The organism is Curtobacterium sp. MCPF17_001 (genome assembly GCF_003234615.1).
In the GTDB taxonomy this organism is placed as follows: domain Bacteria; phylum Actinomycetota; class Actinomycetes; order Actinomycetales; family Microbacteriaceae; genus Curtobacterium.
Map to the genome: position 1 here is coordinate 115,520 of NZ_QKSL01000005.1, position 21,694 is coordinate 137,213.

15 protein-coding genes are annotated in these 21,694 nt (G+C 70.8%); 11 read left to right on the top strand and 4 right to left on the bottom strand.

The window, feature by feature from the left end; genetic code table 11:
• The first annotated feature begins 222 nt into the window (after positions 1-222).
• The 7 genes from DEJ24_RS06705 (at position 223) to DEJ24_RS06735 (ending at position 9,319) form a co-directional block, all read left to right on the top strand.
• Positions 223-5,607: a DUF6531 domain-containing protein gene (locus DEJ24_RS06705; protein WP_111077844.1), complete on the top strand. Its 5,385-nt coding sequence runs from the start codon at positions 223-225 to the stop codon at positions 5,605-5,607.
• Between the two features lies 1 nt (position 5,608).
• Positions 5,609-5,980 (top strand): hypothetical protein, encoded by a 372-nt coding sequence (locus DEJ24_RS06710; RefSeq protein WP_111077845.1) that lies wholly within the window; start codon positions 5,609-5,611, stop codon positions 5,978-5,980.
• A gap of 177 nt (positions 5,981-6,157) precedes the next feature.
• On the top strand, positions 6,158-6,994 hold the full coding sequence (locus DEJ24_RS06715; RefSeq protein WP_111077846.1) for a hypothetical protein: 837 nt from the start codon (positions 6,158-6,160) through the stop codon (positions 6,992-6,994).
• Positions 6,991-7,401, top strand: a complete 411-nt coding sequence (locus tag DEJ24_RS06720) for a DUF6188 family protein (protein ID WP_111077847.1) — start codon at positions 6,991-6,993, stop codon at positions 7,399-7,401. Before DEJ24_RS06715 ends, DEJ24_RS06720 begins: the two co-directional genes overlap by 4 nt.
• A gap of 38 nt (positions 7,402-7,439) precedes the next feature.
• Complete coding sequence (locus DEJ24_RS06725; protein WP_111077848.1) at positions 7,440-7,835, top strand: DUF6188 family protein; 396 nt, start codon at positions 7,440-7,442, stop codon at positions 7,833-7,835.
• A gap of 48 nt (positions 7,836-7,883) precedes the next feature.
• Positions 7,884-8,693, top strand: a complete 810-nt coding sequence (locus DEJ24_RS06730; RefSeq protein ID WP_111077849.1) for a hypothetical protein — start codon at positions 7,884-7,886, stop codon at positions 8,691-8,693.
• Between the two features lie 134 nt (positions 8,694-8,827).
• Positions 8,828-9,319: a hypothetical protein gene (locus DEJ24_RS06735; protein WP_111077850.1), complete on the top strand. Its 492-nt coding sequence runs from the start codon at positions 8,828-8,830 to the stop codon at positions 9,317-9,319.
• Here DEJ24_RS06735 and DEJ24_RS06740 read toward each other — a convergent pair.
• Together DEJ24_RS06740 and DEJ24_RS06745 are read right to left on the bottom strand one after the other, a co-directional pair.
• The gene (locus DEJ24_RS06740; protein WP_111077851.1) at positions 9,316-9,657 is read right to left on the bottom strand and encodes a ribonuclease E inhibitor RraB; all 342 of its coding nucleotides are present in this window, start codon (positions 9,655-9,657) and stop codon (positions 9,316-9,318) included. The two genes, DEJ24_RS06735 and DEJ24_RS06740, sit on opposite strands and share 4 nt — an antisense overlap.
• Before the next feature lie 87 nt (positions 9,658-9,744).
• Complete coding sequence (locus DEJ24_RS06745) at positions 9,745-10,938, bottom strand: S9 family peptidase (RefSeq protein ID WP_111077852.1); 1,194 nt, start codon at positions 10,936-10,938, stop codon at positions 9,745-9,747.
• Between the two features lie 99 nt (positions 10,939-11,037).
• On the opposite strand from DEJ24_RS06745, the gene DEJ24_RS06750 reads away from it, so the two are divergent.
• The 4 genes from DEJ24_RS06750 (at position 11,038) to DEJ24_RS06765 (ending at position 16,482) form a co-directional block, all read left to right on the top strand.
• Positions 11,038-11,634, top strand: a complete 597-nt coding sequence (locus tag DEJ24_RS06750) for a DUF3000 domain-containing protein (protein ID WP_110902428.1) — start codon at positions 11,038-11,040, stop codon at positions 11,632-11,634.
• Positions 11,627-13,003, top strand: coding sequence for an HRDC domain-containing protein (locus tag DEJ24_RS06755; protein WP_111077853.1), 1,377 nt, complete (start codon positions 11,627-11,629; stop codon positions 13,001-13,003). Before DEJ24_RS06750 ends, DEJ24_RS06755 begins: the two co-directional genes overlap by 8 nt.
• Before the next feature lie 126 nt (positions 13,004-13,129).
• Entirely contained in the window at positions 13,130-14,341 is a 1,212-nt protein-coding gene (locus tag DEJ24_RS06760) for a thiolase family protein (RefSeq protein WP_111077854.1), read from the top strand.
• 2 nt (positions 14,342-14,343) lie between these two features.
• Positions 14,344-16,482, top strand: coding sequence for a 3-hydroxyacyl-CoA dehydrogenase NAD-binding domain-containing protein (locus tag DEJ24_RS06765; protein WP_111077855.1), 2,139 nt, complete (start codon positions 14,344-14,346; stop codon positions 16,480-16,482).
• A 146-nt stretch (positions 16,483-16,628) separates the two neighbouring features.
• On the opposite strand, the gene dxs is transcribed toward DEJ24_RS06765, so the two are convergent.
• Both dxs and DEJ24_RS06775 read right to left on the bottom strand, forming a co-directional pair.
• Positions 16,629-18,557, bottom strand: coding sequence for a 1-deoxy-D-xylulose-5-phosphate synthase (dxs, locus tag DEJ24_RS06770; protein ID WP_111077856.1), 1,929 nt, complete (start codon positions 18,555-18,557; stop codon positions 16,629-16,631).
• 172 nt (positions 18,558-18,729) lie between these two features.
• A complete protein-coding gene (locus tag DEJ24_RS06775; protein ID WP_111077857.1) occupies positions 18,730-21,567 on the bottom strand; it encodes an aconitate hydratase in 2,838 nt (945 codons plus the stop codon).
• Positions 21,568-21,694 lie beyond the last annotated feature (127 nt).

Genomic DNA, 21,694 nt, shown 5'->3' on the forward strand with positions numbered 1-21,694 from the left:
CGTCACGCAGGCCGCGCCGACCGAGCCTGCGAGGGAGGACGGTGCCAGCTGGTGCCTGGGCCCAGTCGGCCGGTTCCGGGCCGACGCGCCAGCGGCGGGACGGCCGTGCCCGACGGGGGCCTCCCGTCCGTCGTCCCCCCATCTGCCCGCAGAACGTCCCGGCGGAACGAGCGGTACAGGTGGCAGGATGGGCCCGTCAACCGACGAGGGGAACGGGACGACATGGGGAAGATCCACGGCAACGACCCGACGGGGTACTCCTACGGAGACGCCGACGCGCTGAAGTCCGCTGCGACTGGGCTCGCGAGCGCGATCAGCGGCCAGAAGGGGTCACGGGCGTCGTACGTCACGACCGCGAGCCGGGAGTTCCGGGGGTACTTCTCCCAGGTCTTCGCGGACAACGCCGACGTCGCCTCACGAGGGGCGTCCGAGCTCGTCGACGCGCTGCAGAGCCTGTCCGGCTTCGTCGAGCAGCTGCGTGAGGCTGCGAAGCAGGAGGACGACCGGCGGGCGAAGGCGAAGGCCTGGGCGGCGCGCAAGAAGGAGCGCGAGGACAACCTCTTCGTCGCGGCGACCCACGAGGTCGGGACGTGGTTCGGCGCCGACGACGACCCGAAGCCACCGGAGCCGGAGCCAGAGCCGCACCGCCAGGCCGACGCCGTGACGGTGAGCGGCCGGACCATCCCGGCCGGTGGGGGCGGCGGAGGTGGCGGCACGTCGTCGGCGGTGCCCGCAGACCTCCGGTCGTTCCAGTCCGGTGTCCGGTCGTGCGACGAGTCACTCGCTGGTGCGGTCTCGACCTTCCGCAACGCCCTTACCGATTACGAGTCCGGTTGCAACCCGTGCTGGGGCACGCTGAACGCGCAGTCGCTCGTGACCGCCGTGAACGACTGGCTGACCGCGAACGGGCAGGACGCGGCCTGGGCGGGCACCGTCGCGGCGCAGTTCGAGGCCGCAGGCGGTGGCACCGGACCCGCCACGCTGTCGGACGCCTCGATCTCGGCGGCCCTGGCGGCGGCCGGCATCGACGCCACCCGCGACGACCTGACCATCGGCCCGTTCTCGGCGATGGGCACCCCGCCGACGAACGGCTTCGCCGACGACCCGGTGAACACCGCGACGGGGAACTTCCTCGAGCCGGAGACCGATCTGCGCTTCGGTGGGGCCGCGGCAGCGCTGCACTTCTCGCGGATGTACAACTCGCTCGACACTCGGGTGGGCTGGTTCGGCATCGGGTGGTCGTCGGTGCTCGACGTCCGGTTGGAGCTCGGGGACGAAATCGCGTCGATCGTGCTCGAGGATGGACGCCAGGTCGACTTCCCCCGGGACGGCGGCGGCTGGGGACGCGGGGTCGGCGAGGACCTCTGGCTCCGCTGCGAGGACGCCGTGCTCGTCGTCGCCGACAACGCCGGCGGCCGATGGACGTTCACGCCCGCCGGGCTCTGGCTCGGCACCGACCGGGGGCCGGGCACCGGCGTCTCGGTCGTCCGGAACGGCGACGACCGGATCACCCGGCTCGAGCACGAGCTCGGCCGCGCGCTCCACGTCGAGTACCAGGACGACCGCGTCGCCTCCGTCTCGGCGTCGGACGGCCGCCGCGTCGAGTACCGGTACGACCACGCCCGACGCCTCGTCGCCGCGCAGGACGCGGTCGGCACGCGACGCTACCGGTGGGACGACGCGGGCCTGGTCGACCAGGTGACCGCGGCCTCCGGCGTCGTCGAGTGCGTCAACGTGTACGACGCGCAGGGCCGCGTGGTCGAGCAGCGCACCCCGTTCGGACGCACCGTCCGGTTCGCGTACCTGCAGGGCCGGGTGACCTCGGTGTCGGACACTGACGGAACCGCCACGAACACCTGGATCTCGGACCGGAAGGGCCGCGTCGTCGGGATCGTCGACGCCGACGGCCGCCGTCAGTCGATGTCGTACGACCCGCACGGCAACCTGGTCTCGGTCACGGAGCGCGACGGCCAGACGACCGTCCACGGGTACGACGACCGTGGCCGACGCGTCCGCACCGTGACGCCGGAGGGCGCCGACCTGACGTACGGCCACGACGAGCAGGACCGCGTCACGACGATCGTCACGGCGGCCGGTGGCGTCGTCGAGTACGAGTACGCCGACGCAGCGGACCGCAACCCGTCGGTCGTCGTCGACCCCGTCGGCGGTCGGACCGAGCTCGAGTGGCGCGGCGGTGTGCTCGTCCGGTGCACCGACCCGACCGGGGTGACCGTCACCTTCCACCACGACCGGTTCGGCGACGTCGTCGGCATCGAGAACGCCGACGGCGCGGTCGCACGACTCGAGCGCGACGACGCCGGTCGTGTCGTCGAAGCCCGGACGCCCCTCGGCCACCGCACGCGCTACCGGTACGACGCCTCCGGACTGTTGACCTCGCGTGAGGAGCCCGACGGCGGCGTGTGGCGGTACGAACACGGTCCGGGCGGCCGGGTCACCGCGACGGTCGACCCCACCGGTGCACGGACCGAGCTGAGCTACGGACCGCACGGCCAGGTCGTCGCGACGACGGACCCGCTCGGTCGGGTCGTCACGAAGGACTTCGACGCGCTCGGCAACGTGACGACGGCGACCCTGCCGGACGGGGCCGAGTGGCGCTTCGTCCACGACGCGCTCTCGCGTCTCGGCACCGTGGTCGACCCGGCCGGCGGCAGCTGGGCCCGCGAGTACGACGCAACCGGGCAGGTCAGCGCGACCGTCGACCCGACCGGCGTCCGGACCGAGACCGAGCGCGCACGTGTCGACGGCATCGCGGTCGTGCGGAACGCGTTCGAGGACGTCACCGTCCGCACGGACGAACTCGGTCGGCCGCTGTCGGTCGAACACGCGGACTCCTCCGCGGAGCTGACCACCTACGACGCCGCAGGACGCCCGGTGGAGCTCGTCGACGCCGACGGTGGTCTCACGGTCATCGAGCGCGACCGGGCCGGTCGGGTCGTCACGGTGACCACGCCCGCCGGGCGGACGAGCCGCTACGAGTACGACCGCTGTGGTCGTCCCGTCGCCGCCGTCGACCCGGCCGGCGCCCGCACCACGCTGACGTACGACGCCGATTCGCGGATCACGGCGCGGACGATGCCCGACGGGACGGTCGCGCGGACCGAGTACGACGCCGTCGGCCGTGTCGTGCGCTCCCAGGTGCCGGGCGTCGGCACCGCGGAGTACCGGTACGACCGGGTCGGTCGGGTCGTCTCGGCACGTGACTCCCGGTTCGGGCAGCGGTCGTTCCGGTACGACGCCGCCGGCCAGTTGACCGCCGCGGTGAACGGACTCGGTGGGGTGACCCGCTACGAGTACGACGAACGCGGGCGCCTCGTCCGCACCACCGACCCACTCGGCGGTGTGACGGTCCGGACGTACACGCAGCTCGACAAGGTGGCGACGTCGACCGACCCACTGGGACGAACGACCACCGCGACCTACGACGCGGCCGGCCGCCAGCTGACCCAGACCGACCCCGACGGCAGGACCCTGCGATGGGAGCACGACGCCGCCGGGCTCGAGGTCGCCCAGTACGCCGACGACGCACTGCTCGCCCGCATCGACCGCGACCCGCGCTCCCGGACCGTCACGATCACCGACCACACCCGTGGCGGGGATCCGGTGGACCACACGCTGGATTACAGCCGGCTCGGACAGCTCGTCCGTCGCAGCACCGGCTCCCGTGAGACCCGGTGGAGCCACGACGCCGACGGCCTCCGCACCGCCGTGTACTCCCCCGACGGCACGGTCACCCGGTACGACCGCGATGCCGTGGGTCGTGTCAGCCGTGTCGAGCACACCGCCTTCGGCGAGGTCCGGTACGACCACGACCCTGCCGGACGCCTGACGGGCCTCCGGGCCGGTGACCAGCTGCAGTCCTGGCGCTACGCGGACGGCCAGCTCGTCGAGCACACGACGACCGACGCCGACGGGTCCGACGTGACCCGCATCGAGCGGGACCCCGACGGGCGGATCCTGTCGGTGGACGGCCCCGCCGGACGGACCAGGTACGGCCACGACGACGGGGCACAGCTGGTCTCCGCCGAACTCGTGTCAGCTATGGGTTCTGACCACCGGTCCGACTGGGTCTACGACGCAGCCGGACGGCTCGTCGAGGAACGCACCGATGATCGAGTCCGCCGGTTCCACCACGACGCGGCAGGTCAACTCCTCCGGGTCGAGGACGGTGACGAGTCCGTCACCTACGAGTACGACGGGCGCGGCCAGCGCACGCGCGAACTCCGGAGCGACGGCAGCACCACCGACTCACTCTGGGACGCCCGCGGGTGGCTCACGGGCACCCGGACACAGGGTCCGGATGGCTCAGCGTCGACCAACCTGACGGTCGATGCCCTCGGCGAACTCGCCGATGTCGACGGTGTCCCGATCGCCTGGGACACCGCGGCGGCCACGCCGACGCTCCTCGCTGTCGGCGACGCTCCGGTCCTCCGTGCTCCCGGTGGCATCACCGGAGTCGGTGACGCCTGGACGACCGCCGGTTGGCGCAGCGCTCGTGCCGCATCGGAAGCGGACCCGTGGCAGGTCCTCGCCGACGTCGGAGGCGCGTCCCTGCCCGCAGCCCTCGGTCTGGGTGCCGACGGCACGCTGCAGGTCGCCGGCCTGGAGTGGATGGGCGCCCGCGCCTACGACCCGACCACGCGCGGGTTCCTCTCCGTCGACCCGCTCGCTCCGCCCGCCGGAGCCGCGTGGGGTGGCAACCCGTACTCGTTCGCCGGGAACGACCCGCTGCACGCGCTCGACCCGCTCGGGCTCGCGCCGATCACCGACGCCGAGCTCGAGGCCTACGCCGCCAGTGAGCAGGGTCCCCTGGCCCGGGCTGCAGCGGCCACGGGCGAATGGTTCAAGGACAACTGGGAGTACGTCGCCGGTGGCGCGATGGTCGTCGGCGGTGGACTCCTCATGGCCACCGGCGTCGGCGGCCCGGTCGGCATGATGCTCATCAGCGCCGGCGCGGACACCATCATCCAGAAGGCCACCACCGGCGAGGTCAACTGGGGGCAGGTCGCCGTCAGCGGAGCGTTCGGCGCGGTCGGCGGCGGCTTCGGTGCGGCGATCGGGAAGCACTTCGTCGGGAACGCGGTCGAGGGCGCAGTCGAGAACGTCGCGAACACCGTCGTCAGTGGGCAGCCGGTCACGCCAGGCAGCCTGCTGCGAAACGCCGCGGAGGGGGCGGCGACGTCGGCAGCCACCGGCGGGGTGCTCAACAAGGTGCATCTGCCGACAGCGGTGAACAAGCTCGGCGACGAGCTCCCGACGCCCTTCGAAGGTCAGAAGATCTACCGTGTCTACGGCGGAGATGCTCAGCCGACCGGTGCCTCATGGTCGCCGTCCCACCCTGGGTCTGTTGCCAACTACCGCGACGTCGCAGGACTACCGTCAGGGAAGACCGGGCCCGATTACAGCGTGAACTCGGGGCGGTTCCTGCTCGAAGGGACGTTGCGCGACCCCAGCGCGGTGGTGAAGACGAGGGCAGCGCTTCCCCTGGACGGCAACCGAGGCGGACTAGACGAGTACATCATCCCGAACGGCATCGACAAGGGCGCGATCCAGCTCGATCGCGTCAGCGGCATCAATCCGGAGTTCTGACATGCAAGAAGTCTTCTTCCTCTCGTCCATGGACAGCAAGCGGTTCTCGTCTGTCTTCCGGTGCGAAGTGGAACGACCGATCGAGCTCCCGAACGGTCATCATGCACTGATGGTCAGCTGCGATCCGCCGCTGAACGGTCAGGAGCTCGGCCATCCACTCGGCATCGGGGAGCTGTTGCTCTGGAGCCGGTTCGAGGACGAAGACCTCTGGACCTTCCCTGCCTTCCCGCACTTCGTGCAGATCTGCCTCCCTGACGTCGATCTGCCTGCCCATGCCATGCCTTCGAGCATCGCATGGGGCGAGATCTACAAGACCGAGGCCGACGCGTACGCCCACGAGATGAGCGCTCGCACGCGCTCCTCGACGACGTGATCGAGTTGGTCGGCAAGCTCCCGCAGACTCGCGAACCGCACTCCGAGGCAGCAAGAAGCGATCGGTGAGAGCGAGCGAATGAGGACCATGTCGTTCCGCAGGAGATCAGGCCACCCGGCAACCAGGAGACCCCAGCCCGACTTCGTGACGTACCACCGCTTTATCGGCTCACAGCCGATGGGCGTCCTGACGTTCCGCAACGTCGTCAACGGGATGACCATCCCTCCCCTGCGCTGGCTCGTCACCGACCTGGACATGGTCGCGCTGCCCCACTCGGACCTCAATGTCGTCGAGTGGGAGCAGAAGGTTCACGACAGCAGCGGCGCCGGGCTGTGGATCACCGACGACGACATGCGGCGCTTCGTCCGGGAGAACCACCAGATGATCGACGGCGAGTTCTTCGGCTCACCGATCGGCAGCACCACGACGGACGCCTCGCAGGCAGTGATCCGCATCGACTTCTTCGACAGCACGACGGTCACCGTCACCCTGGATCGTTCGGTGATCGGGACCTCCTGGGAGTTCGAACTGTTCCTCGGACCCGGCGTTCCCGCTTCCGGCATCGGGAGCCGCGACGAGGAGATCGCCTCCGAGCAGCGCCGCGCACAGGACGAGCAGCGCCGCGCACAGGAGGAACGTGACGGTCAGCAGATCCGCGCACTCGTCCGCGCGTGCCTCCAGAACGCTCGGATCGACGAGGCACCGGCGCTCCTCACCCAGCTCGACGCAGTGGTCGACGTCACGCCCTCAGGGCCGCGCGCCTGGTCGCTCGAACTCGAACGCGACGACCTGCCACGCGTCGACCTCCCCGACGGACCACTGCCGGAAGCCGCCAGTTACCGAACCGACGCCGAGGCAGTCGGGGGCGAGTTGCTCATCTGGGCGCACGACGGCAGGATCCAGATGGTCGAGCTCCCGTGGTTCACCGACGAGATGCCGACCGAACTGCCGCGTCTCGATCAGCTCGTCTTCCCGGCAGAGCGAGACGCCGGAGACGGCGAGAGGACACCGTGACCAACACCACGTCGGCCCCCATCCAACTGCACGTCGCCGGCGACACGGTCGACGCCATCGCGATCGACACCGCCGTCACCGTCCGCTTCTCGAGCGGAGCGACCCTCCGGTTCGAGACCGGCTTCGCGCTGACCGAGAACGACGGCACGCACACCTTCATGGAGCCCGGCGATCCGCCCTCGCTCCTGCCGCTCCTCGCCCTGCACACGAAGGTGGTGGAACGCGGCACCGTCACCGGCGCCCGCATCGCCGTCCGCTTCGCATCGGGTGAGCTGCTGGAGGGGTGGTCCCACCGCGACCGGCCGTCGTGGCACTGGTCCGAACCAGGACGAGCGCGCCTGGACATCGACGTCCTGACCGGCGGCGAGGTCGACGCCCGCACGCTGCCCGGAGGGACGCCGTCATGAGCGCAGGAGTGGGTCGCGACGGCCCCGGAGGAGGCTCCGTGACCGACGACCACAGGCTCGATCTCACCAACGCCCGGGTGGACGTCCTGACCGTCACCCTCCAGACCTCCATCGAGTTCTCGAACGGCACGACGATGCAGTTCGAGGCCGAGTTCGCGATCACCGGTCCGGACGGGGAACGCCGGATCGTGGACCCGACGGACCCGACGTCGCTCGCACCCGTCCTGGCCCTGCACGGCGACAGGGTCACGAACGCGACACTCGACGGCGCCGACCTCCGGCTCGACTTCGCATCCGGGACGGTCCTGGAGGCCTGGCCCGACGAGTCGTACGAGTCGTGGAACCACCACGGCGCCGGGCCGGAGCCTCGGGTGATCATCGCCATGCCCGGCGGTGGCCTGGCAGTCGTCGACCCACCAGCGACGTCCGACTGACCAGTCGTGCCACGATGAGGGTGTCATCGGACGAGGGGAACGGACGACGTGTTCGGCAAGCGCAAGAAGGACCAGCCATCGGGCTCCGAGTTCCACCAGACCAACAGTGAGCAGCAGCTCTTCGCGCAGTTGTTGGCCGAGACCCGGGCCGACCCGGAGAAGCTGTTCACGATCGAGATGATCGATCGTGGCAACCCTGGCCGCGACCTCGACGATCGTCTGAAGCGACTCCGCCACGCGGGCGTGACGATGACGCGGCCGTCCCCGGCCGAGGGTGTCCCGCCACGGTCGTCGTCGCACTCCGAGTCCGGGACCGCCGAGACTCCCGCCGACGAGCTGCTGCCGCTCAGCCGCGAACCCTTCACCGTCGAGACCGGTGACGTCTTCTTCATCCCGGACGGCGGCGGCAGCGTGCTGCTCGGGCACGTCCTCGCGACGCTGCACGACGCCGTCTACGTCGCGGTCTTCCAGCGCCCCGAGGACCTGCCGCGACCCGCCGACCCGCTCGTCGTGCTCGCCACGCAGCCGGTGGTGGCCGGGCTCACCCTGCCGGCGCGGTTCCAACCGGGCATGTGGGAGGTCGTCGGCAACGTCGCCCCGGACACCGACCGTCTGTTGCCCGCGTACACCTGGGGCACCGACCTCGACGGCGTGCACGTCACCGACTTCTCCGGGTCGCGCTCCCGACCGGCGACCGAGATCGAGGCGACGACGATCCCCCGCCGCGTCGTCGTGTCGCCGTACTTCATCGACATCGCCGTGCGCGCCGTGGTCGGCCTCGTCGACTGGCACCCCGACTTCGAGCACCTCCGCTACCGCTCCAGCCCGCGGTCCGTCGACCTCTTCCCCGACAGCTGAAGCTGGTAGCCGTTCAAGTTTCCGTCCCCCGCCGAGGGTGTCCCGCCGCGGTCGTCGTCGCACTCCGAACCACGAAGTGTCGAGATGCCCACCGACGAGCTGCTCCCGCTCAGCATCAGGAAGGAGGAGGCCGGATGACCTCGACAGTGCCGCAGGACCTCGAGATGGTCACGTACACGATCGCCGCTGATCGAATCGCGCTGCCCGACCTCGTGCAGTTCTTCTCAGAACTCGAGGCACCCGAGCTCGTCTGGGTCCTCACGACCATCTACGCCGTCACGTCCCCTGACCAGTGGGTCGAAGCACTCCCACTCGAACGCCGAGTCGACGCCGCGGCGGAACCAGGGCTCATCCTCAGCCACGCCGAGGCGAGGGACATCGCCGACAGCATCTGGCAGCTCATCGACGGCGAGTTCCTCGGGTACCTCCGCGGCGCCGACCTGACCGACGAGACCAACCTGGTCGTCCGCATCGACGCGTTCGACAGCGGCGAATGGACCGTGACGGTCCGACCACCGCTCACGACGATGAGCGATGCCTTCGACCGGACGTACGGCCCAGCGCGGCCCGGTCGACCGGCGACCCGTCTCGAGGAGTTCGGGCCAGGCCGGCAGACGGCGACCTAGATGCTCGCTTCGTAGCCGTCCCACTGTGCGCCGGAGGTCTCCGCGGTGATCCCTTCGAAGAACCGCACCGCCTCGCCGAGTCGGGCGTCGTCCACGAGCACGTTCTGCTGATCGGCGGCGACGTACCACTCCGCACCCGACGGCTTGACTGCGACGTTCCACCCGGCGGCGGCGATCCGCGCGGAGGCTGCCTTGGCGGACCCTTCGTCCGGGAAGTAGACGAAGTGGACCCAGTCGCGCGGCTGGGACAGGTCGCCGCCCCGCTGCACGATCTGCTGCAGCACGGGGTTCGTCGGCAACGAGGGCACCGTCTCGGGGCGCTTGCGGAACGGCCACATGGGTCGAGTGTCGCAGACGGTACCAACGGCGGACGGGAGGCGCGGTGCCAGCTGGCACCGCGCCTCCCGTCCGACCGCCGGTCCCGTCTACCGCGCGTCGGCTGTCGGCCGCACCACGTCGTTCAGCCACGCCCGGATCCGCGCGTCGAACCACTCCGCGTCGTGGTTCCAGAGCTTGGTGTGCCGGGCGACGTGCGCGACCTCGAGCCGCACCAGGTCCGGTCGGGCGGCGGCGAGGGCGTACGACGCCGATGCGGGCACGAACCCGTCGTCGTCGCTGTGCAGCAGCAGGATCGGCACCTGCAGTTCGTCGGCGCGGGCGACCATGTCGAGTTCCCGCAGGTCGATCGGCTGGTCCAGTCCGGCGACCCGGTGGACGACCGGCGTGCGGAGGACCCACTGCGCCACCTTCCGGACCGGCCGGGGCAGCCGGAGCGCACGGCTCTGCGACTTGAGGACCGCGTGCCAGTCGACGACCGCCGACTCCAGCACGACGCCGGTGACGAGTCCTGCGAGGCCCGAGCGCACGAGGGTCTGCAGGACCACGGCACCGCCCATCGACCAGCCCATCAGGACGACGCTCGTGGCACCCTGCTGGGCGACCCAGTCCAGGGCGGCGTCGACGTCCTCCCACTCGGTCGAGCCCAGACCGTAACGACCGTCGGCACTCGGTGGTGCGACCCCGTCGTTCCGCCACGACACCAGCAGCACCGAGTAGCCGGCGGCGCGGAACACCGGCACCGCGCGGATCGTCTCGGCCCGGGTCACGCCCCGTCCGTGCACCAGGACGGCCCAGGGCGCGGCCGGGTCGTCGGCGCGGACGACCCAGGCGGGCGCGGGGCCGTTCGGGGTCTGCACGTCGACGTCCTCGACCGGCACCCCGAGCTCCCCCGGGGTCAGGTAGAACCAGCCACCCCACCGGCCGCGACGGGCCACGGTGGGGTCGCCGGCGTCCACGGCGATGACCCGCCGGGTGACGGTCGTGTCCGTCATGTCGAGCACCTCGCCGACGCGCATGTGCCCGGTCGCGCCGCCGAACCACAGGCTGTACCGACCCGGGGACTCGGTGTCGGGACTGCGTCCCAGGGAGACGGTGCGTGCCTCCAGGTCGACGGCGGTGATCGGCACCCGCTCGGCGCGCTTGCGGTCCGGGGTGACCACGGCCCGGGCGACGGCGGCGACCGACCCGGCGACGACGGCGACGCCGACCGCGGCGGTGGTGATGCCGGCACCCAGCGCGAGGAGGCCGACGGACCGGACGGCATCGGGACGGCGGGCCATGCGGGCCTTCCAGGACGAGGACGACTGCGGGCAGCACGACTGCGCGCGGAACGGCGTGCCGCCCGCGCCGGTGCTCGGTCCGGAGCCTAGTCTGCATCCGTGCCCGAATCCCGAGACCCCGACGCCGAACCGGAGGCGTTCGCGCGTCTCCGCGCGTTCGTGTCGAGTGGCAGGACCCGCACCGAGACCACGGTCACCGAGATCCCGTCGCCGAGCCGCATCGCACCCTTCTCGCTCGCCCTGGCGGCGGACGTATCGGGCGTCGTGCACGGTGTGGACTCGGACCTCGGCACCGGACGCTTCATCGCCCTGCACGACCCCGCAGAGCCGGAGGGGTGGGGCGGCGCGTACCGCATCGTCACCTTCGCGCAGGCCCCGCTCGAGCCGGAGATCGGCGTCGACGAGTTCGTCGCCGACGTCACCTGGAGCTGGCTCGTCGACGCCCTCGAGGCGCACGGTGCCCGGTACGGCAACGCGTCCGGCACCGCGACGAAGATCATCTCCCGCGGCTACGGCGAGCTCGCGGCTCAGGGCGACGGCGCCCAACTGGAACTGCGGGCCTCGTGGACGCCCCTCGACGACGACCTGACGCCGCACGTGCAGGCCTGGGAAGAGATCGTGGCGATGCTCGCCGGACTCCCCCCGGCCTCGGACGGTGTCTCGCTCCTGGCCCCCCGGAGGCTCGCCCGTGACTGACGCCGATCCCGCATACGAGGACGCGCACGCCGCTGTCCACGTCATCGAGGAACGCGACGAGTACCTCGACGCCGTCGCACGGCTCGCCGCCGGTACCGGCCCGGTCGCCGTCGACGCCGAGCGCGCCAGCGGCTACCGCTACTCGCAGCGCGCCTACCTGATCCAGATGTTCCGCCGCGGGTCCGGCTCGTTCCTGTTCGACCCGATCGCGATCGGTGACTTCAGCGACCTGCAGGCCGCACTCGTCGACGAGGAGTGGGTGTTCCACGCCGCGTCCCAGGACCTGCCCTGCCTCCGCGAGGTCGGCCTGGTCCCGACCAAGATCTTCGACACCGAGCTCGGTGCCCGCATCGCCGGGTTCCCCCGTGTCGGCCTCGGCGCGGTCGTCGAGCAACTGCTCGGCATCACGCTCGCGAAGGCGCACTCCGCCGCCGACTGGTCGACCCGCCCGCTCCCGCAGGCGTGGCTCGTCTACGCCGCACTGGACGTCGAGTTGCTGCCCGACCTCCGCGACTCGCTCGCCGAGGTCCTGGACGCCGCCGGCAAGACGCGGATCGCGGAAGAGGAGTTCGCAGCCGTCCTCGCTCGCGGCCCGAAGCCCCCGCGTGCCGAACCGTGGCGTCGACTGTCCGGCATGAACGTGCTCCGCGGCGCCCGGGCCCTCGCGATCGCCCGGTCGCTCTGGCAGGCGCGGGACGCCTACGCGCAGGAGACCGACATCGCCCCGGGCCGCACCATCCCGGACTCGGCGATCGTCGCCGCCGCCGCTGCTGCCCCGGCTTCGCGTGCCGAACTCGGTGCGCTGAAGGCCTTCACCGGCCGCGCCAGCCGCTCCGAGCTCGACCGCTGGTGGGCCGCCGTGGAAGCGGGCCAGACCACCGAGGACCTGCCGCGCCTGCGAGGCGGGGGCGAGCCGAGCCTCCCACCGCCCCGCGCCTGGGCCGAACGCAACCCGGCCGCCGACCGCCGGTACCGTGCGGCCCGCGTGGCCGTCACCGCGCGTGCGGCGGAGCTCGACCTCCCCGTGGAGAACCTGCTGACGCCGGAGACGCTCCGCCTGGTGTCGTGGAACCCGCCGAAGACCGTCGCGACCGAGACCGTCGGTGCGACGCTCGCATCGCACGACGCCCGGCCGTGGCAGGTCGAGGAGACCGCGTCGGTCATCGCGCACGCGTTCGAGGTCGCCGCGGACCGGTCCGTCGAGGACCCGGCGGCCGCGGTCACGGCGACCACGGCCTCCCGTCCGGACGAGACGACGGCGGACGCCGACCACGCGACGCCCGACGCTGGCGCGCCCGGTGCGGTCGGTGCGGTCGGTCTTGTCGCAGACGGACAGACCGACGCCACGACCGGGACGACCGGCTCGTAGGAACCGCCCAACCGACGTGCCCCCGCCCAGCCGGGGGTACTAGCGTCGGAGCGTCGCCGGGCGAGGCCCGGCCGGTCGGGGTGACACGTCGCTCCGGCCCGATCGTTGTGGATCTGGAGGCTCGCATTGCCGAAGACATCAGACGTCGTGTTCGTGGACGGTGTCCGTACCCCGTTCGGCCGCGCCGGTGAGAAGGGGGTGTTCTGGCGGACCCGCGCCGACGACCTCGCCGTCCACGCGATGCGTGGCCTGCTCGACCGGAACAGCTCGCTCGACGGTGCCGCCGTGGACGACGTCGCCGTCGCCGCGACCACCCAGCAGGGCGACCAGGGCCTGACCCTCGGCCGCACGGTCGGCATGCTCGCCGGCCTGCCGAAGACCGTCCCCGGGTACGCCATCGACCGCATGTGCGCCGGCGCCATGACGAGCGTCACGACGCTCGCCGGTGCCATCGCCTTCGGTGCCGCCGACATCGCCATCGCCGGCGGTGTCGAGCACATGGGCCGGCACCCGATGGGCTTCAACGCCGACCCGAACCCCCGCTTCGTCGCGGAGCGCATGGTCTCCAGCGACGCCCTCGTCATGGGCGCCACCGCCGAGCGCCTGCACGACCGCTTCCCCGCCATCACGAAGGACCGCACCGACGCCTTCGCCGTGCAGTCCCAGCAGCGCTACGCCGCCGCCTGGGGTGCCGGCAAGCTGCAGCCGGACGTCATCCCGGTCGAGGTCAACACCGGAGCAGGCTGGGACATCGTCTCGGCCGACGAGCCGCCACGACCCGGCACCACCCTGGAGGCCCTGGCCGCGTTGAAGACGCCGTTCCGGCCCCACGGACGGGTCACCGCCGGCAACGCCGCCGGGCTGAACGACGGCGCGACGATGAGCCTCCTCGCGTCCGAGGACGGCGCGAAGCAGCACGGTCTGGCGACGAAGATGCGCATGGTCTCCTTCGCCTTCATGGGCGTCGACCCAGAGGTCATGGGCGTCGGCCCCATCCCCGCCACCGACAAGGCACTGCGGAAGGCCGGGCTGTCCATCGACGACATCGGACTGTTCGAGATCAACGAGGCCTTCGCCGTGCAGGTCCTGGCGTTCCTGGACAACTACGGCATCGCGCAGGACTCCCCGAACGTGAACGCCTGGGGTGGCGCGATCGCCGTCGGCCACCCGCTCGCGTCGAGCGGTGTCCGCCTGATGAACCAGCTCGCGGCCCAGTTCGCCGAGCGCCCCGACGTCAAGTACGGCATCACCACGATGTGCATCGGGCTCGGCCAGGGCGGCACCGTCATCTGGGAGAACCCGAACTTCAGCAAGTCCGCGGCACGGAAGGCGGCCTGACCATGACCACCACCCCGATCGACCAGCTGACCGCCCTGAGCGAGGACGAGGTCGTCACGCACTCGTACGTCAAGCACGTCGCGCTGCCCTCCGGCGGCACACTCGCGCTGATCACGCTCGACAACGGCAAGGACTACAAGCGCCCCTCGACGCTCGGCCCGGGCACGATGCGCGAGCTGTCGGACGTGCTCGACACGCTGCGTGACGCCGCGTCGGCGGGCACGATCCAGGCCGTCGCGATCACCGGCAAGGAGTACTGCTTCGCCGCCGGTGCCGATCTCTCCCAGGCGGCGGCGCTCCCCTCTCGCGAGGTCGCACACGAGCTCGGTGTGCTCGGCCACGCGACGCTCCGGAAGTTCAGCGAGCTCGGTGTGCCGTCGTTCGCGTTCGTCAACGGCATCGCGCTCGGCGGCGGGCTCGAGGTCGCGCTGCACTGCACCTACCGCGTGTTCTCGTCCGCTGCCCAGGGCATCGGGCTGCCCGAGGTCTTCCTCGGGATCATCCCGGGATGGGGCGGTGCGACCCTGCTCCCCCGCCTCATCGGCCCGGAGAAGGCCCTGCGGGTCATCGTCGAGAACCCGCTGAAGAACAACCGCCTGATGGACGGCCCGGCCGCGGTCGACCTCGGCATCGGCGATGTGCTGATCCCCTCGGTGACGTTCCTGCCGTCCGCGGTCGCCTGGGCTGACGGCGTCGTGTCCGGCCGCACCAAGGTCGTGCGCAAGAACGAGCCCGGACTGATCGAGAAGGCCGCCTGGGGCACCGTCGTCAAGGTCGCCCGTGGGCAGGTCGCGTCGAAGATCGGCACGGTCCCGAAGTCGCCGTTCCGCGCACTCGACCTCGTCGCCGCCGCCCGCAGCGGTTCGTTGGACGAGCGCTTCGCCGGGGAGGACGACGCCCTGGCCGACCTGCTCGCCGGGGACCAGTTCGCCGCGTCGATGTACGCGTTCGACCTCGTGCAGAAGCGGGCGAAGCGTCCGGTCGGCGCTCCCGAGGGCGTCGACGCAAAGAAGATCACCAAGGTGGGCGTCCTCGGCGCCGGACTCATGGCGTCGCAATTCGCGCTGCTCTTCGCCCGTCGTCTCGGCGTGCCCGTCGTCATCACCGACGTCTCGCAGGAGCGCGTCGACGCCGGTGTCGCCCGGATCCGCCAGTCCGTCGACGAGATGCTCGCCAAGGGCCGGGTCTCGCAGGACGACGCCAACCGCATCACCGCACTCGTCAGCGGCTCGGTGTCCTACGACTCGTTCGCCGACGCCGACTGGGTGATCGAGGCCGTGTTCGAGGAGATGAGCGTCAAGCAGGACGTGTTCCGGAAGATCGAGCAGGTCATCGCTCCGGACGCCATCCTCGCCACGAACACCTCGTCGCTCTCCGTCGACGAGATGGCCTCGGTGCTGACGAACCCGGAACGCCTCGTCGGCTTCCACTTCTTCAACCCGGTCGCGGTGATGCCGTTGCTCGAGGTGGTCCGAGCCTCGAAGACCTCCGACGAGGCCCTCGCCACCGCCCTCGCCGTCGCGAAGACGCTGAAGAAGACCGCGATCGTCACGGCCGACCAGCCGGGCTTCGTCGTCAACCGGGTCCTCGCACGCGTCCTCGGTGAGGCCATGCGTGGCGTCGAGGAGGGCACCTCGTTCGAGACCGTCGCCGACGGTGCCGCTCCGCTCGGCCTGCCGATGTCGCCGTTCGAGCTGCTCGAGCTCGTCGGCCTGCCGGTCGGTGCGCACGTGCTCGACTCGCACCACGCGGCGTGGCCGGAGCGCTTCTACCCGGGCGACGGGTTGAAGCGGATCGCGGAGCACGGGACGATCCTGACCCGCGACAAGAAGGGCAACGCGACCGGGTACGACCCCGCTGCCGTGAAGCTCGTCGCACCGTCGAAGAAGGACGCCGCACCGGTCGACGCTGCCGAGATGCAGCGTCGCTTCGAGGACGCCCTGGCCGACGAGGTGCACCGCATGCTCGAGGACGGGGTCGTGCAGCACGTCGAGGAGATCGACCTCGGCCTGATCCTCGGCGCGGGCTACCCGTTCCAGGCCGGTGGCATCAGCCCGTACCTCGACCGCTCCGGTGCGTCCGAGCGCGTCTTCGGCGGCACGTTCCACGAGCCGCCGATCGTCGGCCCCGCCTCCCGCTAGCGCGGCGCCGGCGCTGGCCGGCGCACGGCGCTGACTGGCTCCGCACAACAGAAACCGCCCCGAACCAGGGGATCCCGTGGTCCGGGGCGGTTTCTGTTGTGCGCCGCCGAAGTGCACCGGGCGCGACGGGCGCCGCGCGACGGGCGTCAGCGCTCGGCGGACTCCCGCGACCGCGCCGGCTTCGCCTGGGGCAGCTTCGTGCCGACGACCTGGTCGATGACGTCGCGGGCGATCGCCTGCGCGGTCAGCCCCGCATCGCTGAGGATCTGACTCCGGCTGGCGTGGTCGATGAACGCGTCCGGCAGACCGAGCTCGTTGACGCCGGTGTCGACCCCGGCAGCGCGGAGGTCCTGCCGCAGCCGGGTCCCGACACCGCCGACACGGACGCCGTCCTCGATCGTGATGACCAACCGGTGGTCGCGGGACAGGTCGATGAGCGACGCCGGGATCGGCACCACCCAGCGCGGGTCGACGACGGTCACACCGATGCCCTGCGCCTCGAGCAGCGCGGCGGCCTCGAGCGCCGTCGGCACCATCGAGCCGACGGCCACGATCAGGACGTCCTCGGCCGATGTGGCCTGGTGCAGCACGTCGACCCCGTCGTCGAGCCGTCGGAGCGCGGGGATGTCCGGTCCGACCTGACCCTTGGACCACCGGAGGACCGTCGGCGCGTCATCGACCGCCACGGCCTCCCGGAACTCCTCTCGCACGGTGACGGCGTCGCGTGGGGCGGCGATCCGGATGCCGGGGACGACCTGCAGCAGCGCCAGGTCCCACATGCCGTGGTGCGAGGGACCGTCCGGACCGGTGATGCCGGCACGGTCGAGGACGAAGGTGACGCCGGCCCGGTGCAGGGCGACGTCCATGAGCACCTGGTCGAACGCCCGGTTGAGGAACGTCGCGTACAGCGCCACGACGGGGTGGAGTCCCCCGTACGCCAAACCCGCGGCCGTCGTGACGGCGTGCTGCTCGGCGATGCCGACGTCGATGACCCGGTCCGGGTGCGCCTGCTGGAACAGGTGCAGTCCGGTCGGACGGAGCATCGCGGCGGTGATGGCCATGATCCGCGGGTCCTCGTGGCCGACCTCGGCGAGCGTCGCGGCGAAGACGGAGGTCCACGACGGACCCGAGGCCTTGTCGAGCGACTCGCCCGTCTCCGGGTCGATGTGCCCGACGGCGTGGAACTGGTCCGCCTGGTCGCGGAGGGCGGGCTCGAAGCCGTGACCCTTCTCGGTGATCGCGTGCACGATGACGGGCGAGCCGTAGCCCTTCGCCTGTCGGAGCGCCGCCTCCATCGCCTGCTGGTCGTGCCCGTCGACGGGTCCGACGTACTTGATGTCGAGGTTCGAGTACAGCGCCTCGTTGTTGGTGAAGCGCGACAGGAAACCGTGCAGGCCGCCACGCAGCCCCCGGTACACCGCACGTCCGGGTGCACCGAAGTGGTCGGCAGCGGCCCGGCTCTTCTCGTACAGGGTGCGGTACTCGCGTCGGGTCCGGACGGAACTCAGGAAGCGGGCCATCCCGCCGATCGTCGGCGCGTACGAGCGGCCGTTGTCGTTGACCACGATCACCAGTCGGCGGTCGTTCTGGTCCGAGATGTTGTTGAGCGCCTCCCACGTCATGCCACCCGTGAGGGCGCCGTCCCCGACCACGGCGACGACCGTGCGGTCGGACTGCCCGGTCTGCTGGAAGGCACGGGAGATGCCGTCCGCCCAGGACAGCGACGAGGACGCGTGCGACGACTCGACGATGTCGTGCTCCGACTCGCTCCGCTGCGGGTAGCCGGCGATGCCCCCACGCTCCCGCAGACGCGAGAAGTCCTGCCGGCCGGTGACGAGCTTGTGCACGTACGACTGGTGACCGGTGTCGAAGACGAACGGGTCGTGCGGCGAGTCGAAGACCCGGTGCATGGCGAGGGTCAGCTCGACGACGCCCAAGTTCGGCCCGAGGTGCCCGCCGGTCTTGGCGACCTCGGCGACCAGGAAGGTGCGGATCTCCGCGGCGAGGTCGGTCATCTGCGCGTCGGAGAGACGCTTCAGGTCGCGCGGCGACGTGATGCTGGCGAGCAGGCTCACGGGCGCTCCTTTCGTACGGCGGTCGGCCCACTCTATGCGCGCGACCAGCGGACGGACTGGAGGCGCGGTGGCAGCCCGCCACGCGCCTCCCGTCCTCCGCGGAACGCAACGAGAGCGGCTCCCCGCAACGGAGTACCGCTGCGGGGAGCCGCCCAGGTTGCGTTTTCCGGGGTCAGACGAGCGAACGGAGGACGTACTGCAGGATGCCGCCGTTGCGGTAGTAGTCGGCCTCACCCGGGGTGTCGATGCGGACGACCGCGTCGAACTCGACCGGCTGCTTGCCGGCGGGCGAGTGCTCGGTCGGCTCAGCCGTGACCTGCACGGTCTTCGGCGTGGTGCCCTCGTTGAGCGCGGTCAGACCGGAGATCGAGATGGACTCGGTGCCGTCGAGCCCGAGGGACTCGATCGACTCCCCCGCCGGGAACTGCAGCGGGACGACGCCCATGCCGATGAGGTTCGAGCGGTGGATCCGCTCGAAGCTCTCGGTGATGACCGCCTTGACGCCCAGGAGGCTCGTGCCCTTCGCCGCCCAGTCACGGGAGGAACCGGAGCCGTACTCCTTGCCGCCCAGGACGACGAGCGGGGTGCCCTGCGCCTGGTAGTGCTCGGACGCGTCGTAGATGAACGACTGCGCACCGTCGGGCGTCGTGAAGTCGCGGGTGTAGCCACCCTCGACGCCGTCCAGGAGCTGGTTGCGGAGCCGGATGTTCGCGAACGTGCCGCGGATCATCACCTCGTGGTTGCCGCGACGTGAGCCGTAGGAGTTGAAGTCCTTGCGGTCGACGCCGTGCTCGCCGAGGTACTTGCCCGCCGGGCTGTCGGCCTTGATCGATCCGGCCGGGGAGATGTGGTCGGTCGTGACCGAATCGCCGAGCTTCGCGAGCACGCGGGCACCGGAGATGTCCGACACGGCGTCCGGCTGCATCGTCATGCCGTCGAAGTACGGGGGCTTCCGCACGTAGGTCGACTGCGCGTCCCATTCGAACGTGTCACCGGTCGGGGTCGGCAGGTTCTTCCACCGATCGTCGCCCTCGAACACGGAGCCGTACTCGTGGGTGAACATCTCGGTGTCGATCGACGAGTCGATGACCTGCTGGACCTCGGCCGTGTCGGGCCAGATGTCCTTGAGGAAGACGTCGTTGCCGTCGGTGTCGGTGCCGAGCGCGTCGGTGTCGAAGTCGAAGTGCATCGAGCCGGCGAGGGCGTACGCGATGACCAGCGGCGGGGACGCCAGGTAGTTCATCTTCACGTCGGGGTTGATGCGTCCCTCGAAGTTGCGGTTGCCCGAGAGCACCGCGGTCACGGCCAGGTCGTTGTCCTGCACGGCCTGCGAGATCTCCTCGGGCAGTGGGCCCGAGTTGCCGATGCAGGTGGTGCAGCCGTAGCCGACCGTGTAGAAGCCGAGGTCCTCGAGGTAGGTCGTCAGACCGGCCTTCTCGTAGTAGTCCGTGACGACCTTGGAACCCGGCGCGAGGGTGGTCTTGACCCACGGCTTGGCCTTCAGGCCCTTCTTCGACGCGTTGCGCGCGAGGATGCCCGCGGCCATCATCACCGACGGGTTCGACGTGTTGGTGCACGACGTGATCGCGGCGATCGCGACGGCACCGTGGTCGATCGTGAAGGGGTCGCCTTCCGCGATCGCGACCGAGGTCGGCTTCGAGACCGTACCGGGCGCGCTGGAGGCGTGGACCGGGACCTCGGACGCCGGAGCGTCCTGCAGGTCGTCGACGGCGTGCTCGTCACCGGGGGCAGCGGCCACCGGGTCGGACGCCGGGAACGTGTCCGCGACGGCCTTGTCCTCTTCGGTGTGCTCGATGCTCGCGTAGTTTGCGAGGTCGACCTCGAACTGGTCCTTCGCCTCGGACAGGACGATGCGGTCCTGCGGGCGCTTCGGGCCGGAGATCGAGGGGACCACCGTCGAGAGGTCGAGCTCGAGGTACTCCGAGTACGCCGGCTCGACCGAGGGGTCGTGCCACAGACCCTGCGTCTTCGAGTAGGCCTCGACCAGGGCGATCTGCGCCTCGTCGCGACCGGTCAGGCGCAGGTAGTCGAGCGTGACGTCGTCGACCGGGAAGATCGCGGCCGTCGAGCCGAACTCGGGGCTCATGTTGCCGATGGTCGCGCGGTTCGCGAGCGGCACCGCGCCGACACCCTCGCCGTAGAACTCGACGAACTTGCCGACCACACCGTGCTTGCGGAGCTGCTCCGTGATCGTGAGCACCACGTCGGTCGCGGTCACACCGGCGGGGATCGCACCCGAGAGCTTGAAGCCGACGACCTTCGGGATGAGCATGGAGACCGGCTGGCCGAGCATCGCCGCCTCGGCCTCGATGCCGCCGACGCCCCAGCCCAGCACGCCGAGGCCGTTGACCATCGTGGTGTGCGAGTCGGTGCCGACGAGGGTGTCCGGGTAGGCGTAGGTCTCGCCGTCGAAGTCACGCGTGTAGGTGACCTTCGCCAGGTACTCGATGTTGACCTGGTGGACGATGCCGGTGCCCGGCGGGACGACCTTGAAGTCCTCGAACGCCGTCTGGCCCCAGCGGAGGAACTGGTAGCGCTCCCCGTTCCGCTCGTACTCCAGGTCGGTGTTGCGCTGGAGGGCGTCGGAGCTGCCGAAGAGGTCCGCGATCACCGAGTGGTCGATGACCATCTCGGCCGGGGACAGCGGGTTGATCTTGTTCGGGTCGCCGCCGATCTCGGCCATCGCCTCGCGCATGGTGGCGAGGTCGACGATGCACGGGACACCGGTGAAGTCCTGCATGACCACGCGGGCCGGGGAGAACTGGATCTCGGTGTCCGGGTCTGCCTCCGGCTTCCACGAGCCGAGGGCGCGGATCTGGCCTTCGGTGACGTTCGCGCCGTCCTCGGTGCGCAGGAGGTTCTCGAGCAGCACCTTGAGGCTGTACGGGAGCTTCTCGTGCCCGGGCACGGCGTCGATCCGGTGGATTGCGTAGTCGACACCCCCGACCGAGAGCGTGTCCTTCGATCCGAAGCTGTTGACTGCAGCCACTGTGCCGCCTCCTGAGTTGATCGGTGTGCCCTCATCCTCGCGGGCCGCGGGACGTCCCACCAGCAAGGTGAACCTAAACCCGGGGACTCCGTCGTGCCCGGAGGAAAGTGTCTTGACGTCGAGACAA

Bases quoted from the DNA above. Each gene is read 5' to 3' on its own strand.
- DEJ24_RS06735 (WP_111077850.1), top strand. From the start codon at position 8,828: ATGACCTCGACAGTGCCGCAGGACCTCGAGATGGTCACGTACACGATC.
- DEJ24_RS06710 (WP_111077845.1), top strand. From the start codon at position 5,609: ATGCAAGAAGTCTTCTTCCTCTCGTCCATGGACAGCAAGCGGTTCTCG.
- DEJ24_RS06715 (WP_111077846.1), top strand. From the start codon at position 6,158: ATGGGCGTCCTGACGTTCCGCAACGTCGTCAACGGGATGACCATCCCT.
- DEJ24_RS06765 (WP_111077855.1), top strand. From the start codon at position 14,344: ATGACCACCACCCCGATCGACCAGCTGACCGCCCTGAGCGAGGACGAG.
- DEJ24_RS06740 (WP_111077851.1), bottom strand. From the start codon at position 9,657: ATGTGGCCGTTCCGCAAGCGCCCCGAGACGGTGCCCTCGTTGCCGACG.
- DEJ24_RS06745 (WP_111077852.1), bottom strand. From the start codon at position 10,938: ATGGCCCGCCGTCCCGATGCCGTCCGGTCCGTCGGCCTCCTCGCGCTG.
- DEJ24_RS06705 (WP_111077844.1), top strand. From the start codon at position 223: ATGGGGAAGATCCACGGCAACGACCCGACGGGGTACTCCTACGGAGAC.